The organism is Pelagicoccus mobilis, from assembly GCF_016595505.1.
GTDB classification, from domain to species: domain Bacteria; phylum Verrucomicrobiota; class Verrucomicrobiia; order Opitutales; family Opitutaceae; genus Pelagicoccus; species Pelagicoccus mobilis.
In genome coordinates this window covers 112,912-127,840 of sequence record NZ_JAENIL010000003.1, presented here as the reverse complement: position 1 = coordinate 127,840, position 14,929 = coordinate 112,912, and the positions used below count along the sequence as shown (strand labels likewise).

Sequence of the window (14,929 nt, the reverse complement as noted above, 5' to 3'; positions counted from 1 at the left end):
GGATCCGAGCACTTCTTAGTTCCTAATCCCTCTCCTAAACTCCGTGCCCTCGAGAGAGCAGGTTTAAAAACAACACAATCTGATCCTGCAACGCGGTCCGCTGCGGCGAGCGAACCCTACCTCTCGATCTTTGTGGCTAGAAACAACGCCAATTGACAGGTGATGCGTGATGCGTGATGCTCCCACTGTGAGAACTACCGTCAATCTAGACGACGACATCGTCCAAAGGGCCCGAGCAATCGCCGAGCGTTACAACAAAACCCTTGGTGAAGTGTTGTCAGATCTGGCTTGCAAGGGTCTCCAAAAACGCAAAACAGCAACCAAAACCCGAAACGGCATTCCTATCTTCGATCTAAGCTCTAAGCCAACAAGCACCCTCTCAATCGACGAAATAAACGAGTTAAGGGACGCCGACTAGATGCCACGCTACCTCCTCGACGTAAACGTGCTCCTAGCACTCTTCGATCCTTCGCATCCGCGCCACAACGACTGCCACGAGTGGATTTCTACACAGGGAAGCTTTGCGTGGGCAAGCTGCCCCATGAGTGAAAACGGATTCGCCCGAGTCATCTCAAATCCAAAGTATCCAGGAATCGAAACAACTCCAAGCGATGCATTGGCATATCTCAGCAAATTCGTCGCGAGCAGCGACCATACGTTTTGGCCGGACTCCATCAGTCTTCGCGAATTTAACCTGAGCCGCTTCAGTCCCAAGCAGATTACGGACGCTTACTTCGTTCTCCTCGCTTTCAATAACCAGGGAATCCTCGCAACGCTCGACAAACGCTTGATCAACGCCAGGGAGAACACGCCACAAGCCGACCACATCGAGCTCATCAGCGACTGACCACAAACCTACCGTCGCACAGCGATACCTAAATCGCTACAAGCGATCCTGACCTATCTGCCCGGTCTCATCCACAACACAACCCGCCCTCGTTATAACGAAGACCCATCACAACCCGATTCTTGTTTGGTCGCTTTGCTCCTGTGTCACTCCGTTCAGTAGTGCCTTCTTGTGGCAAAAAACGATCAAACTTCGCGGTTTAAAAACAACACAATCTGATCCTGCAACGCGGTCCGCTGCGGCGAACGGACCCTACCTTTCGATCTTACATCCTTTGAGGTTAAAAAAACTTTGCGTTCTCCGCGTACTTAGCGGTTAAAAACACCCGTCCCATGAAGTTGCTCAAATCCTTTATCCTCCTCATCCTCTCAGTCTGCACAGCACTCAGCACCCAAGCCCAGACACTATCCCCGGAACAGCAAGCCAAGCTGAACTCCCTGCCCGCCCCCTTGAGAGCGCAAGCCATCGAAGAGCTCCGGAAATTCGAAAGCCAGCAAGCCGCCCAAAACGCGAGCCAACCCATCGAACAACCAGAAGTCGTAATACCCAAAACAGAAGCGACTGACCTGAAAATCGAGTCCGAGTTCGAAAGCTCAACCGATCTGGCCGAAGTCGAAGAGAAGAGTGAAGCGAAAGTCATCGACAAGGCACTCGAACAATTCGGCTACGACCTTTTCGCGGGCTCCCCGACCACCTTCGCCCCAGCCACGGAAATCCCCGTACCAGTCGATTACGTCCTCGGCCCCGGCGATCAGGTCCGCATCCAACTTTTTGGTAAAGAAAACATCTCCTACGATCTCTACGTATCCAGAGACGGAATACTTCAGGTCCCTGAACTTGGCCCCCTCCCCGTGGCTGGACAAACCTTCAACGAGCTCAAAACCAGTATCCAGCAAAAGGTCAGCGAGCAGATGATAGGCATGCAGGCCTTTGTCAGCCTTGGCGAATTGCGTTCCATGCGCATCTTCATGCTAGGCGATGTTAATCGCCCCGGAGCCTACACCGTCAGCTCCCTGTCTACGATGACCAACGCCCTTTTCGTAAGCGGCGGGATTCGCCCGATTGGCTCACTACGAAACATTCAACTCAAACGGTCCGGTGAAATCGTAGCCACTCTCGATCTCTACGATTTACTCCTCAATGGTGACACCTCTTCCGATGCGCGTCTACAACCTGGCGATGTCATTTTCGTCCCCCCAGTTGGAACCCTGGTCGGAATCGCAGGCGAAGTTCGGCGCCCCGCTATCTACGAACTGAAAGAACAAAATAGCATCGGCTCTATCGTGGCCATGGCTGGCGGTTTTACCGCTCGTGCCTTTCCCTCTCTCTCTCAGATCGAACGCATTTCCCCTAAAGGACTCAAGGAACTAATTGATGTCGACTTGAACCAGAGTGCCTCCTTGGAGTTACAGGGTCAAAATGGCGATACCATACGGATTTACTCCTCTCTCGATCGGGTTGAAAACTTCGTTCGCCTCGAGGGAGCGGTGGAGCGCCCTGGCGACTATGAATGGAGCGAGGGACAGAGAATCTCGAACATTCTCACCAACATCGAACAACTCCTTCCCGAAGCGGATTTAGACTATGCATTGGTTGTATCCAGAAACCCAATCACCGGAGATACCAGCACCCGCTCATTTAGCCTGGAGAAGCTTTTCCTAGGGAACCAAGCTGAAAACGATCTCGAGCTCGAACCAAAGGATCGAATTCTCGTCTTCGACGGCACCACTCCCAATAGAGAAGGACTACAGCCGATCATCAACCAACTCAAAGCTCAAGGCACGAGTGAAACTCCCCAAAAAATCGTCAGCATCGAGGGCCGCGTCCGCCACCCAGGCGAATACCCACTAGACCGTTCAATGCGAGCGTCTGACTTGCTGAGAGCAGCAGGCGGCTTCACCGAAGATGCCTATACACTGCAAGCCGAACTGATACGCTTCGAAGACAATGAAAAGACCGTTCGCGACTCCTTCCTCATTCCCGTCAATCTGAGCCAATTCTCAGAGCAGAGCGACATCACGCTGCAAGAGTTCGATCAGGTTCATGTAAAACGCATCCCCGAATGGACAGAAAAAGAGAGCATTATCCTAAGTGGCGAGGTTCGCTTTCCCGGCACCTACACCATCGAACGCGGGGAGACCTTGTCTCGCATTATTGAGCGTGCAGGTGGACTAACCGATTTAGCCGACCCCACTTCAGCGATCTTCGTTCGCGAGAGCTTACGCATTCAAGAGGCAGCCAATTTGCAAAAACTCCGTGAGCGCCTTCAAAGCGACATCGCCGCAGCCTCCCTGCAGAGCGATGCCCTTTCGCTCGACTCCGTTGACACCGCCCAATCCCTTCTTGACCAACTCGAGAATACAGAGGCAGTCGGCCGGCTCGTCATTGATCTTCCCAACGTCCTCACTGGAGAGAAGGACATCAGCGTAAAAGATGGAGACCAACTGATACTCAAACAACAGCCACAAGCGGTTACCATCATCGGCAGTGTCAACTACCCTACCTCTCACTTATACCAAGGTGGACTCAGTCAGTTCGATTACATCGACCTCTCTGGTGGTTTGACCCGAAAGGCGGACAAAAAGCAGATTTATGTCGTCAAATCCAATGGTGAAGTTCGAGTCGATCAGCGTTCTCGCTTTTTCCCGAAAGGAGGAGTCAGTATTGAAGCTGGGGATACAATTGTTGTACCGATCGACGTCGATCGCGTTGCCCCACTAAAACTCTGGACCACCACCAGTCAGATCTTCTACCAAATCGCCCTCGGCGCCGCCGCCATCAATTCGTTCTGATTTCCTAACCACGAAGGACACCAAGGTCGCAAAGGGCAAATTTGGCAGACCTAGCTTCTGACCATTAAATCAGGAGATAGTAAAAACCTTCGCGACCTTCGAGTCCTTTGCTGTTTAATTCCCTTTCAAACAATGTCAGATTCCACTCCACCGCAGCATCCACAATACACTTACCCTCCAGAAGACGACGAACTCTCCCTGATCGACCTCTGGAACATCGTCTGGAAACGCAAATGGCCCTGGCTTACATTCGGCCCTCTCTTCGGTATCGTCGGCACTATCATTGCCCTTAACGCCACCGTCTACTTCAAAGCAGAAGCCACCCTTGCCCCAAACACTGACGAAGACACAGGAGGTGGCCTCGCCGCACTCGCAGGACAATTCGGTGGACTCGCCTCCATGGCAGGCATCAACCTCGGGGGCGGGGGCTCTACCGAAAACGCAATTGCCACCCTCAAATCCCGCCAATTCCTTACCCCCCTGCTCACCACGAATGAAAATCTGATCGCTCTTTTTCCAGACGAATGGGATTCCGACACAAAAACTTGGACCGTATCCAAGGATCGAAGAAACAACGACAAGCGTCCAACCGACCAAGAAGCTTACGACCGCTTCGTCAAAAGCAGCTTTGGAGTCTCCCAAGATAAAAAGACCGGAATCGTCACGGTATCCATAGAACTAGAAGATCCGGTAAAAGCAGCCGAATGGACTAATGCTCTGATAGCGCAACTCAATGCCCACTTACGCACACAAGCACGACAAGAAGCACAAAAAAACTTGGACTATCTCAATAACCAGCTAAGCCAAACCCAGGTCATTGAGATCCGCGAATCCCTTTACGGCTTAATCGAAAGCCAAACGAAAAATGCCATGCTAGCCAACGCGAAAGAAGACTTCGCGTTCAAGGTTATCGACCCTGCTATCGTACCCGAGTTGAAATCTAAACCCAAACGCGGATTAATCGTTATAGCATCAGGTTTTTTAGGGGGTATCTTCGGTCTATTTCTTTGTTTCGTTCTTTACCTGAAAGAACAGCAGCAGGCCTAAAGCCTAGCCTGCAGGCAAGTCGCACCTACCTCTAGACATCAAGAGCCCTTCTTGACATCCTTATAATAAAAAAACAGAGCCGCGACAGGAGAGAGAACGATATATAGAAACCAAAAGCACTTCGGTAAAGGTCCATTCACCACAAGGCGACCTGGCACAACGTCCCAAAACGATCTCCGTAGTCCCTCAGCAGATACTCCTCGATTAAGCAAATCGTATATTCTAATATATACGCGAGTTTTCAGGTCCCTTCCAACCTTTGAGCTGAAAAGTAGCCGTTGAGCAATGCTCCTAAAAAAAACACCTTTTCGAGAAAAGAGATCGATATCAGATCCACAAAGTCCTAGCTCGGCCAACAAATTCCTGCAGTTTTTACAGCTCTTCAATGACGCCATCTCACTAAAAAGCGTGGTTTCGGTCTCAACGAGTTTCGAAAAGTCCATCAGCCACTTGAGGCGAAACCAGAAATGCCGGCAACCATGGTCGAGTAAATACTCAAGCATTATGATCTCCTTAAACGAGCTAACAGATCGACCACAAACGGACCACTCTCTCAACTGCCCCGCAAAGGATTCCAACCCTCGGTAGGAATTACCGAACGAAATCCTCCAATGCAATTCTACACACTCCGCCCACGAGCCTCTCAATGTGAAATGCTGTCCGATGCTCGTATTACGCTCCCAATGAAAACGCTCAATTCGCTCAACTTCTGAACAATGAGTAAGCCCCAACTCCAGCAGGGCTGATAAAGCTCTCGGAATTTCATCCTTAGCCACCAGAATATCCAAATCCTTGAAATGTCGACCACAAGGATCCCCCCATATCCACTGCGCCACTACAGGCCCTTTTAATACGACAAAAGGAATACCCTTTTCCTCAAAGACATCGCAAATCCGACAGAGCAACGCAAGGTGACGCAATCGAGACAAACGCTGGAGCTGAAGTTCGCCTGCTAGCCTTTCTACCACCCAAGCTGGAACATCTCCACACTCCACACTCTTCAATTGCGGCACTACGGAATCGAGTACTCGATGGAACTCGGCAATCCGGACAAACTCATTCCAATCTACGCCTTCGGTATTCAATTCAAAAGTCCCCCGCTCCACATTCGGCAAGGAACGCCTCAGTAAATACAAAAGTAGCTCGAAGGCTTCACTCTTAGCCTTCATTCTTTGACAGTTCGATTCTGATAGACTGTCCAATAATTCCTTCCATAAAAAGGCTCAACAAGGACTGGGTTGTATTGAAAGTACAATTACACTACCTTGCATCGATGGCACAGAAAAAACAGGCTTTCCAGATCTAAAGTATCGGTGTCTATCAGTGTGCATCGGTGGTTTAGAATCTCTACTGGGCAGCCTCCGGGACCTCAGTGCACCTAGCTGAACTAATTTCTACGCTTAGTTCAGCAATGCTGCTATCGCGACCCTTGCTTCCCAACCATGACATAGATCGTCTTAACGAAGATTGAGAAGTCCAACGTGAACGAGAAGTGGCGAACGTAGTAGAGATCGAACTTCAGCTTCTCGATCGTATCGCGCTCGTTCTCGCCGTAAGGATAATTCACCTGAGCCCAACCAGTGATCCCCGGCTTCACAAGGTGACGATAATGATAAAACGGAATGCTCTGCTCATAGCCTTCCACGCAGCGCGTCCATTCCGCACGAGGACCGACCACTGCCATCTCCCCTCTAAGAACGTTGAACAACTGAGGCAGTTCATCCAAGCGAGTCCGACGGAGAAAGTTTCCAATCTTTGTAATCCGCGGGTCATTCTCTAGAGTATAAAGGTGTCCCTTTTCGGAGCCCACTTTCATAGTGCGGAACTTGTATAACTTAAAAGGGACTCCTCCCGCTCCGATACGTTGCTGCGTAAAGAATACAGGCCCCTTGCTCGTCAGCTTGACCGCAATCCCCACTGCTAAAAGCAAAGGGGCGAGCAAAACGACAGCAACCGCCGAGATCCCAAAATCAACAACACACTTGGCCCGATAATAGACCGTATTTTCAAGAAGGCGAAATCCACCCTCGAAAAACCAAGAGCTGCTCAAGCCTTCCAATGAGATCTTCTTGTGTTCCGAAGAGATGAATTTACGGGCGGTCTCGACACGATAATCCACTAGATTAACAGCCATCAGGTGATTCGCGAAATCCACTGGCAAACCATCCACACTGTCCGAAATGACAACCGTATCGACCTCTCCACCTATCGATGGGGACTGCCCCGCCTGCAGATGTTCAATGGTAGGCGAATTCGGATTGCCCGGAATCAGCTTCTGCCCGTACCTGCCCAGGTTAAAATCAAACACCCGCATGCGACGCTTGTCGCCCTTGGCAGCGTGCAGCAAATAGAGCTCTTTCGCATTCTCTCCGGAACCGATAACGTAAATAAAACGTTGGCTGTCCCCCTCCGCTCTCTTCGACTCCAATACACGCTTCGACAAGACAGAGCTCAGCAAAACAGCGAGCCCCACTACCAGCACATGCCCATAAAGTGATCCATGGCTGGCTTCAGAATCCAAAACAAACATCAAGCTGAGCCCAGCTAGTAGCATTAAAGTCGCGATGCCTGAAGCGATTACATGTTCGCTCAAGAAACGGGCTGAGTGAAGTTCAGTAGCCTTTGAATACCCCCCAGAAATTAGAATCGGGACAAGCGAAAGACTGAAACTGGCCGCCGCATAAAGCACAGCACCCGTTTCACTCAATGCCGGCTTGAGCAACCAGTAGAGCAGAGAATAGCAAATTGCCCATGAGGCTACATCACAAGAAATCGCCAGAAGCCTGAATGCGAACAAGCGATTTCGCTTAGCTTTCTGAGGCGACTGTTCTCGAGCCGAATTGAGGCGATCGAAATCCAAAAGACCGCCAAATTCAGCGAATCGCTTGGGCTCAGCCGAGGAAAGAGGCATTTCCATTTTCATTGAGCAGAGGAGTAGAGGATAAGTTTAGCCGGTCAGGATAGCTCAGGAGCGAACTACTTGTTCGTAAACAAGCACAGGGGAATCAACCCACCATTACGTGTATGTAGTTGGAATAGCTCTCCATTCCGAGAAATTTTTCGTAAGTAATATTCACCCATCTATTTCGATATGCTACCTACCCGTACAAGCGTACAAGCCTAGAAAATTGGCAAGCAGAAAGAACTCACGAGCGAGCTGAAACAACTAAAAATTCCTACACTCGTAAGCTGTTATTCCATTTTTACACCAAGACCCACTACAACTTGCTCAAACGCAAAAAAGAGGCGAGAGTCACGCTCTCGCCCCTTTTCGAAACTAAAATTCTACTGGGAAACTACTTTAACCTGCGGGCAATCGCCAGCATCCCAAACATCCCCAATCCCAATAAACCAGCGGTCGTACCAGAGTCTGGCACTTGCTTTCTCTCCGCTTCAACTGCGAGATAGCCACACCAAAGGTGAAGCGACGGGGAAGGGTCATTACTGCCCTGTTCTGGGATTTGCGAAGAGATGCTAACACTCCAGTCAACGAGACCATCCAGAGCAACATCAACAATCAGCTCGCTCAACGCAGGATAGCTTACAGGATCGAACTCTACCTGGAAGTACGCCTTGGAGCTTCCTGTTCCCCCGTCGTCATCGAGTTCAGGGTCCAAATCCCCAGGATCTCCAGGTGTCGAGGCAACATTGGAGAGATCGAAATAGTCTCCAATATTAAAGAGAGCTTCATGAACGATCGTTTGCGATCCCTCACCCGTCTCGAAAAAGACGAATCCGATGATCGCATCTAAAATATTGTAGTCGTCAATACTTTCACCCGGACTAATTGGGCGATCTCTCCACCCGTCTTCCCCGTTGTTCACGATGTCGAAGGAACGCGAAATAGTGGGATTGGATGCATCGAGCACCTCATCGATAAGGTCCACGTCACGGAAAGTCGCGTCCTGAATAGTAAGCGCTGAGACACCAGTCGCCAAAAAGGCAGTAGTGAGTGCGGCTAAAGTTAGAAGTTTAGTTTTCATGATGTTGTTTGGGTTCGCAGTGGGATCTGCTGGATGACAAACAACTTCGCCCATCGACAGGACACTCGCAAGCAACTCAAAACCAATAACTTACCTCTCAGGGACACCCCGATCCGCCTCATCGGGGCCAATTGCACAATTCCTCTAGGGGCGCTAAGGCGCAGCGCTCAGATGAATTGCTAACGACTTGTAAAACCCGCCCTCAAGAGCCCTATTGGCCGCCATTTTTCAGATTTATTTACAACTCAAACACCCCAAAAACCGCTCACATGAGCTATTTCCACCTTCAAGGGTGATCCACCTAGCCAACAACCCATTGCTTACAAACGATTTACAACTCCCAACGCATCCCATCAGGGAAACCCTCAAGCCACCCCTATATCTGCCATTTCAAAGGCGACCTGGAGCAACCGAGCCCCCAATCAAACAATCCGCGCCATCGCCTGAGGCGACAGCTCCTTAGCGTAGCGCAACACCGTATCTTGCCGGAAAACCGCCTCCCGAAACGCATCGCGAGCCGCGTCATTCGCGAAATCAAAGCCGATCAAAGCCCGGCCCACGCGCTCGCCTGTATAGTTGTAGTTGAAGTACACGATACTCGCATCCCGGCAATTGTTGCCCAAGAACTCCTTCAAGGCCCCCGGGCGCTCAGGAAACTCGATGCGAATAAATACAGGCCGCTCAAGCAGCGACGCATCGTAATGGATGATGCGAAATTCCACATCCTCCTGCCCGGTCGCATCTTCATAGCGAATCCCAAGCGTCTCCAAACTCCGCTCAAAGAGCTCCATCTCCTGAGGCATCGCGTCAATCCCGATCACCGGCTGCGCAGTCCTCCCCTGCACCACTCCATGCTGAAATTCCACAATACTCACCCCGTCCGGAAACCGCTCCAATAGACTCAGCAGACTCCCCGGTTTCTCCGGAATCTCGAACCTATAGTATTTCCGATGTGCCGAACCGATCCCCGCATGCCGCACGATCCAAGACAATTGGCCAAAGTCCATATTCCCGCCACACACGATCGTCAGCACCCGCTTCCCTCGACAAGCCTCACGCTCTTTCATCCACGCCGCCAACCCCATCGCTCCCGCCGGCTCCGGAATCGCTCTCCGCTTTTCCCAAAGCATCTGCACCGCCGCGCAAACTTCAGGATTCGTCACCGTCACAAAACGATCAACCAGCTTCGCGCAAAACTGACTCGTCAACGCGCCAGCCTTCTTCACAGCCGTGCCGTCACAAAAGACATCAAGGTAATCAAGCGTAACCGGCTCGCCACTACGCACCGCCGCCGCCATCGAGGCCTGGTCGACTCCCTCAACCCCCACCACCTCGATTTCAGGATAGTAGCGCTTCAACCAGCAAGCCACCCCAGCCGCCATTCCGCCGCCACCGATCTGCAAGTAGACAACATCAAACGCCCCCACGCCTGCCATCACGACTTCATCCGCCAACGTGCCCTGCCCCGCGATCACCGCCATATCGTCATACGGATGAACAAAGGTCTGTCCTGTTGATTCGGATACCGCATGCGCCGCGGCGGAGGCCTCGTCATACGCGTCCCCCTCCAAGATCACCTCAACCGCGTCCCCGCCGATCGCCTTCACCGCCTCCTGCTTCATCAAAGGCGTCGAACGCGGCATAAATACCTTTGCCGTGGTGCCCAGTTTCCGAGCCGCCAAAGCCACTCCCTGAGCATGGTTTCCCGCCGACGCGCAAACCACGCCTCGCTCCAACTCCTCATCACTCAGCAGCTTCATGCGATTGTAGGAGCCCCTCCACTTGTAAGCATGAATTGGAGACAAGTCCTCACGCTTCACGTAAACCGCTTCGTCCTCCTCCAGTTCAAGCCGCTCAAGCGGCGTAGCCGCAGCTGCCTCGTACACACGCCGGCGAGCCGCCAAAGTCTCGTTAAAAAGCTCCTCCAGATTCGCTTCGCTCACGAGTAAAACGATCCCCAGATGCTCATGAACAAAACCGTGCCCACCCAAGCCGACCCGATCGCCAACGGCCCCACCTCCGGCACCATAAACCATACGCCAATAGCAAACGCCGTCGCGACTCCAACAGGCAAATAGATGGTACGAATCTTACTCGGCTCCTTAGGTTCTTCCTCCATGCCCGAAACCTAGAAGCAACGCCCAGAAATCCAATGCCAAACTTCCTAAAGGTAGAGGCCGTTGTCCCAACGGCCACAAACACCCAACTCCCCCCTGAAAAAGGTTAATCACGATTCTGCGGGTATCCTGCGAAACTGTTGGGGTTCCCGCTTTAGCGGGTTCATCGGTTTCCGCCTAAAGGCTCCAACGATCGGGCTCTCTTCCACCGTATTTACCGATGAACCCCAAAATCACCCACCACCAAACAAGCGATCGATCTCCCGCCGCTCTCTCTTGGTCGGCCGACCGCTGCCAGCCTCCCTCTGCAAGATTCGCTGAGCCACCGTCTCGCGCCGCACCTCCAAACGCTCCGGCGGCGTCAGATCCTCCACGAAATTAGCGACCACCTTCGCACCCACGCGCTTCAGCAGCAGCCCGACCACCCGGTACTCGCGCAGCACTCCCTCCTTGTTCACGTCCACCTTCTCGCCCACCCGAACCAAGCGCGAAGGCTTCACGTTTTCCCCGCCGATCTCCACCTTGCCGCCTTTGCACGCCTCAGCCGCAGCCCCGCGTGTTTTAAACACCCGCACCGCCCACAGCCAGCGATCGATCCGCACCTTCTCTAGTTCAGTCTTTTCCAAGCTGTAAAAACTGAGCCAAAATCCGCCCGCTCGCCAATCTTTTTACTTCCCATTCCTACCCTCAACCACCCAATCTCAAAACCGGACTGTAGGTCGTCGCGCCGAGACGACGTCGGCCCGTTTCCTACTTCATCCCTCATCCTCCAAACTTTGCTTCCTTCGTCCAACAAGCACCACCATCCTCGGGTCGACCTCATCAACCCGATCTGCATCCTGCTGCTTGCGACCATCGGCATCATCTTCATCTACAGCGCCCAGCTCCACCCCGCCCAAGCCGGCACCGGAGGAGGACAATGGAAAAGCCAAGTCGTTTGGCTCTTCATAGGAACCGGAGCCTACATCACAGTCTCCTTCATCGACTACTCGCTGTTCATGAAACACAGCCACTGGATCTGGACCCTGGCAGTCATCATGCTCGCCCTCGTCCTCTGGAGCCCCCTCGGCGTCTCCCGCTACGGAGCCACCCGCTGGCTCAACCTCGGATTCTACACCTTCCAGCCCGTCGAAATCGCCAAACTCGCCGGCATCGTCATCAGCGCCAGCATCCTCACCCGCTCCGAGGTCGGCGACATAAAAGACTCTGTACAAGTGCTTGCCAAAATGGCGCTTGCGATTTCGATCCCCTTCCTGTTGATCTTGCTGCAGCCTGACCTCGGATCATCCTTGGTCATCCCCATTTTCGTGTTCGCACAACTATACGCCTCAAACCTTTCTAAACGATTCTTCACCACCGCGATCCTCCTATTCGTGGCCTTGGTGGGAGCCATTTTAATCGATAACCACAACTACGTTAAATTTTTAGACGACAACGGCATCGATCCTCAAAACATCGAAGGCCGCTACCAGGAAACCACCTGGTTCCCCCTCAAAGACTATCAAAGAAACCGTATCTTAACCTTTATTAACCCCGACAAAGCCGACCCCCGCGGAACCGGCTGGAACCGGGAACAATCCATCATTTCAGTCGCCTCGGGCGGCCCGTTCGGCAAAGGCTGGACAGAGGGCTCCCAGGCTCAACTCGGCTACCTGCCCCGGTCGGTAGCCCATAACGACTTCATCTTCTCCGTCGTCGCGGAAGAAGCCGGCTTTCTCGGAAGCGCAGTCGTGATCAGCCTCTTCGGAATATTGTTAGGAAACAGCCTGCACATCGCCGGCCAAGCCAAGGACCGCTTCGGCACCTTGCTCACGCTCGGCGTCGTCGCCCTGTTCTCCGTCCACATCTTCGTGAATATCGCAATGACCGTTGGCCTCATGCCGATCACAGGACTGCCGCTGCCCTTCTTAAGTCATGGAGGCACCTTCATGTTGAGCTGCTGCATCCTCCTAGGACTGGTTCAAAGCGTTTATCGCTATCGAAAGGATTTCTAAGTCTGCCTGAACAGCCGACGCATCAACCACCTTCGAGTAATACCACCCACAGGAAAAGGAACCGCTCAGCTCCCCATCTAGGACGCCCTCCCTGAAGCAACACAGGAAACGCGCCCAAATGAGCGATAAAAAACCAACAAAGAAAAACAACCAACCACAGGATCAGAACAGCAAACTCGATGAAGAGCTGCGCCTCCCGCCCAAGCCCCAGACCGGCACCAAAGTCGATCAGGACAAACTCCGGGCAGAAGCCACTCAGAGGGCCAAAAAACGGCCCCTCATGACCAAGATCATCGAAAAGTTCAAAGGCCAGAAAAAGCCTTACCGCGAACTGATCATTAATTCCGAAGCCCTCGAGACCCGAGTCGGCTCCCTCGTAGACGGCATCCTCGACAAGTTCGACATCGAGCGACGCCACTCCGCCCAACGCATCGTCGGCGGCATCTTCAAAGGACGCATCAAGAACCTCGACCCCGGCCTCAAAGCCGCCTTCGTCGACATCGGCATGCCCAAAAACGCCTTCCTGCACTACTGGGATATCCAGCCGCAGGATGCCGACTCCTCCATCGAGGTCGTCCGCGTCAACCGCTCCTCAAAAAAGAAGCAGCCCAAGAAGATCCCTCTCAAAGAGATCCCGAATCACTACCCGATCGGCACCGAGATCGTCATCCAGATCACCAAAGGCCCAATCGGCACCAAAGGTCCACGCTCGACCACCAACCTTTCCATTCCCGGACGATTTATCGTGCTCGTCCCCTTCTCCGACCAATGCGGCATCTCCCGCAAGATCGAGGACAACAAGGAACGCGCCCGCCTCAAAAAGATCATCCGCGATCTCACCATCCCTGAAGGAATGGGCATCATCGTCCGCACCGCCGGCGAAGGCAAAAAGGCCCGCTACTTCGTGCGCGACCTGCACATCCTTCTCCAGACCTGGGAAAAGATCCAAAAGAAGATGGACACCGCCAAGGCCCCGTCCTGCCTCTACAAAGAGCCAGACCTCGCCGAACGCACCGTGCGCGACTTCCTCACCGAAGACATCGACCGCGTCCTCATCGACAACGAAGAAGACCACGAGCGCATCTCCGAAACCGTCGCCCAGATCTCCAAACGATCCACTTCCAAGATTCAGCTCTACGAAGACTCCATCCCAATCTTCGAGCGCTACAACATCGAGAAGCAGATCGAGCAAACCTTCCAGCGACAAGTACCGCTTCCATCCGGCGGCGCCATCGTCATCGAAGAGACCGAGGCCCTCATCGCCATCGACGTCAACACCGGCTCCCACAAGAACAAGGGCAACGAAAACGACACCATCTTCCAGGTAAACTGCGAAGCCGCCGAGGAAGTCGCCCGCCAGATCCGCCTCCGCAACATCGGAGGTCTCATCATCATCGACTTCATCGACATGAAGCAGCGTCGCCACCGCAACGCCATCCTCTCCCGGATGCGCGAAGCCATGTCGACCGACAAGGCCAAGACCCACATCCTGCCCATCTCCCCGCTCGGCATCATGCAAATGACCCGCCAGCGCATGCAGGAATCCGTCTCCTCCGGCCTCTACACCGACTGCCCATACTGCCGAGGCAAAGGCATCGTAAAGTCGGCGACAACCGTTTCCGTCGAGCTGCAACGCAAGCTCTCCGGCATCGTCCGCCGAGCCCGCGCCCGCAATCCAGAACTCGAGCGAGCCATCAAGCTCCGCATCCTCGTCAACCCGGCCATCATCGATCGCCTGCGCGAAGAGGACGCCGACCTGCTCATCAGCCTCGAGAAGGACTACAACGCCCAGCTCACCTTCCGAGCCGACCCGAACTTCCACGTCGAAAACTATCGAGTCATCGACGTCGAAACCGGCGCCGCTTACGGCTAGGCAGGGCGTGCTCGTCACGCGATCCCACCAAACTTCACAAAAAAGCCCGGCACGCACACGCGTCCGGGCTTTCTCGTTTTAGAGAAATTAAATTCTTAGGATTGAAACGAAGTATCACCACCTCCTCCACCAGTATTGGCAGTGTCTCCTACAACATCCCCCAACGGCTTTACGCATGGTTTTTCCCATTTTTCACGCAGCTCGCCTTCTGGACTATTCCCGCTCAAATTGCTTTTGAAGCCCTCTTCAGATATTGATTCGTTGCTCATAGAACCA

The 14,929-nt window shown here is 53.0% G+C and carries 12 protein-coding genes; 6 read left to right on the top strand and 6 right to left on the bottom strand.

All coding sequences use genetic code 11. The features are described from left to right. The first annotated feature begins 187 nt into the window (after positions 1-187). The 4 genes from JIN87_RS02260 (at position 188) to JIN87_RS02245 (ending at position 4,686) form a co-directional block, all read left to right on the top strand. The gene (locus JIN87_RS02260) at positions 188-418 is read left to right on the top strand and encodes a hypothetical protein (protein ID WP_200353888.1); all 231 of its coding nucleotides are present in this window, start codon (positions 188-190) and stop codon (positions 416-418) included. Then, a complete protein-coding gene (locus JIN87_RS02255; RefSeq protein WP_200353887.1) occupies positions 419-847 on the top strand; it encodes a TA system VapC family ribonuclease toxin in 429 nt (142 codons plus the stop codon). A gap of 332 nt (positions 848-1,179) precedes the next feature. Then, positions 1,180-3,639, top strand: a complete 2,460-nt coding sequence (locus tag JIN87_RS02250; protein ID WP_200353886.1) for an SLBB domain-containing protein — start codon at positions 1,180-1,182, stop codon at positions 3,637-3,639. Positions 3,640-3,771: 132 nt separating this feature from the next. After that, on the top strand, positions 3,772-4,686 hold the full coding sequence (locus tag JIN87_RS02245; protein WP_200353885.1) for a Wzz/FepE/Etk N-terminal domain-containing protein: 915 nt from the start codon (positions 3,772-3,774) through the stop codon (positions 4,684-4,686). Positions 4,687-4,724: 38 nt separating this feature from the next. Here JIN87_RS02245 and JIN87_RS02240 read toward each other — a convergent pair whose 3' ends face one another. The 5 genes from JIN87_RS02240 to JIN87_RS02220 all read right to left on the bottom strand — a co-directional run bounded on the left by JIN87_RS02240 (position 4,725) and on the right by JIN87_RS02220 (position 11,412). Continuing rightward, positions 4,725-5,771: a nucleotidyltransferase domain-containing protein gene (locus JIN87_RS02240; RefSeq protein WP_200353884.1), complete on the bottom strand. Its 1,047-nt coding sequence runs from the start codon at positions 5,769-5,771 to the stop codon at positions 4,725-4,727. 332 nt (positions 5,772-6,103) lie between these two features. Further along, entirely contained in the window at positions 6,104-7,609 is a 1,506-nt protein-coding gene (locus JIN87_RS02235) for an exopolysaccharide biosynthesis polyprenyl glycosylphosphotransferase (RefSeq protein WP_200353883.1), read from the bottom strand. 373 nt (positions 7,610-7,982) lie between these two features. Next, entirely contained in the window at positions 7,983-8,669 is a 687-nt protein-coding gene (locus JIN87_RS02230; protein ID WP_200353882.1) for a VPDSG-CTERM sorting domain-containing protein, read from the bottom strand. Positions 8,670-9,091: 422 nt separating this feature from the next. After that, complete coding sequence (locus JIN87_RS02225) at positions 9,092-10,612, bottom strand: pyridoxal-phosphate dependent enzyme (protein ID WP_200353881.1); 1,521 nt, start codon at positions 10,610-10,612, stop codon at positions 9,092-9,094. 407 nt (positions 10,613-11,019) lie between these two features. Continuing rightward, positions 11,020-11,412 carry an RNA-binding S4 domain-containing protein gene (locus JIN87_RS02220; protein WP_200353880.1) on the bottom strand — a complete coding sequence of 131 codons (393 nt, stop codon included), beginning with the start codon at positions 11,410-11,412 and terminating at the stop codon, positions 11,020-11,022. Between the two features lie 150 nt (positions 11,413-11,562). Between JIN87_RS02220 and rodA the strand changes: the two genes are divergently transcribed. Both rodA and JIN87_RS02210 read left to right on the top strand, forming a co-directional pair. Next, positions 11,563-12,780 carry a rod shape-determining protein RodA gene (gene rodA, locus JIN87_RS02215; protein WP_200353879.1) on the top strand — a complete coding sequence of 406 codons (1,218 nt, stop codon included), beginning with the start codon at positions 11,563-11,565 and terminating at the stop codon, positions 12,778-12,780. 118 nt (positions 12,781-12,898) lie between these two features. Then, entirely contained in the window at positions 12,899-14,653 is a 1,755-nt protein-coding gene (locus JIN87_RS02210) for an Rne/Rng family ribonuclease (protein ID WP_200353878.1), read from the top strand. Between the two features lie 95 nt (positions 14,654-14,748). Here the strand turns inward: JIN87_RS02210 and JIN87_RS02205 are convergent, their stop codons facing one another. Continuing rightward, complete coding sequence (locus JIN87_RS02205) at positions 14,749-14,922, bottom strand: hypothetical protein (protein ID WP_200353877.1); 174 nt, start codon at positions 14,920-14,922, stop codon at positions 14,749-14,751. Between the last annotated feature and the right edge of the window lie 7 nt (positions 14,923-14,929).

What these genes read in the sequence shown, in the direction of transcription:
- JIN87_RS02235 (WP_200353883.1), bottom strand. Translation starts at nt 7,609, where the DNA reads ATGAAAATGGAAATGCCTCTTTCCTCGGCTGAGCCCAAGCGATTCGCT.
- JIN87_RS02210 (WP_200353878.1), top strand. Translation starts at nt 12,899, where the DNA reads ATGAGCGATAAAAAACCAACAAAGAAAAACAACCAACCACAGGATCAG.
- JIN87_RS02245 (WP_200353885.1), top strand. Translation starts at nt 3,772, where the DNA reads ATGTCAGATTCCACTCCACCGCAGCATCCACAATACACTTACCCTCCA.
- JIN87_RS02205 (WP_200353877.1), bottom strand. Translation starts at nt 14,922, where the DNA reads ATGAGCAACGAATCAATATCTGAAGAGGGCTTCAAAAGCAATTTGAGC.
- JIN87_RS02255 (WP_200353887.1), top strand. Translation starts at nt 419, where the DNA reads ATGCCACGCTACCTCCTCGACGTAAACGTGCTCCTAGCACTCTTCGAT.
- JIN87_RS02230 (WP_200353882.1), bottom strand. Translation starts at nt 8,669, where the DNA reads ATGAAAACTAAACTTCTAACTTTAGCCGCACTCACTACTGCCTTTTTG.
- JIN87_RS02250 (WP_200353886.1), top strand. Translation starts at nt 1,180, where the DNA reads ATGAAGTTGCTCAAATCCTTTATCCTCCTCATCCTCTCAGTCTGCACA.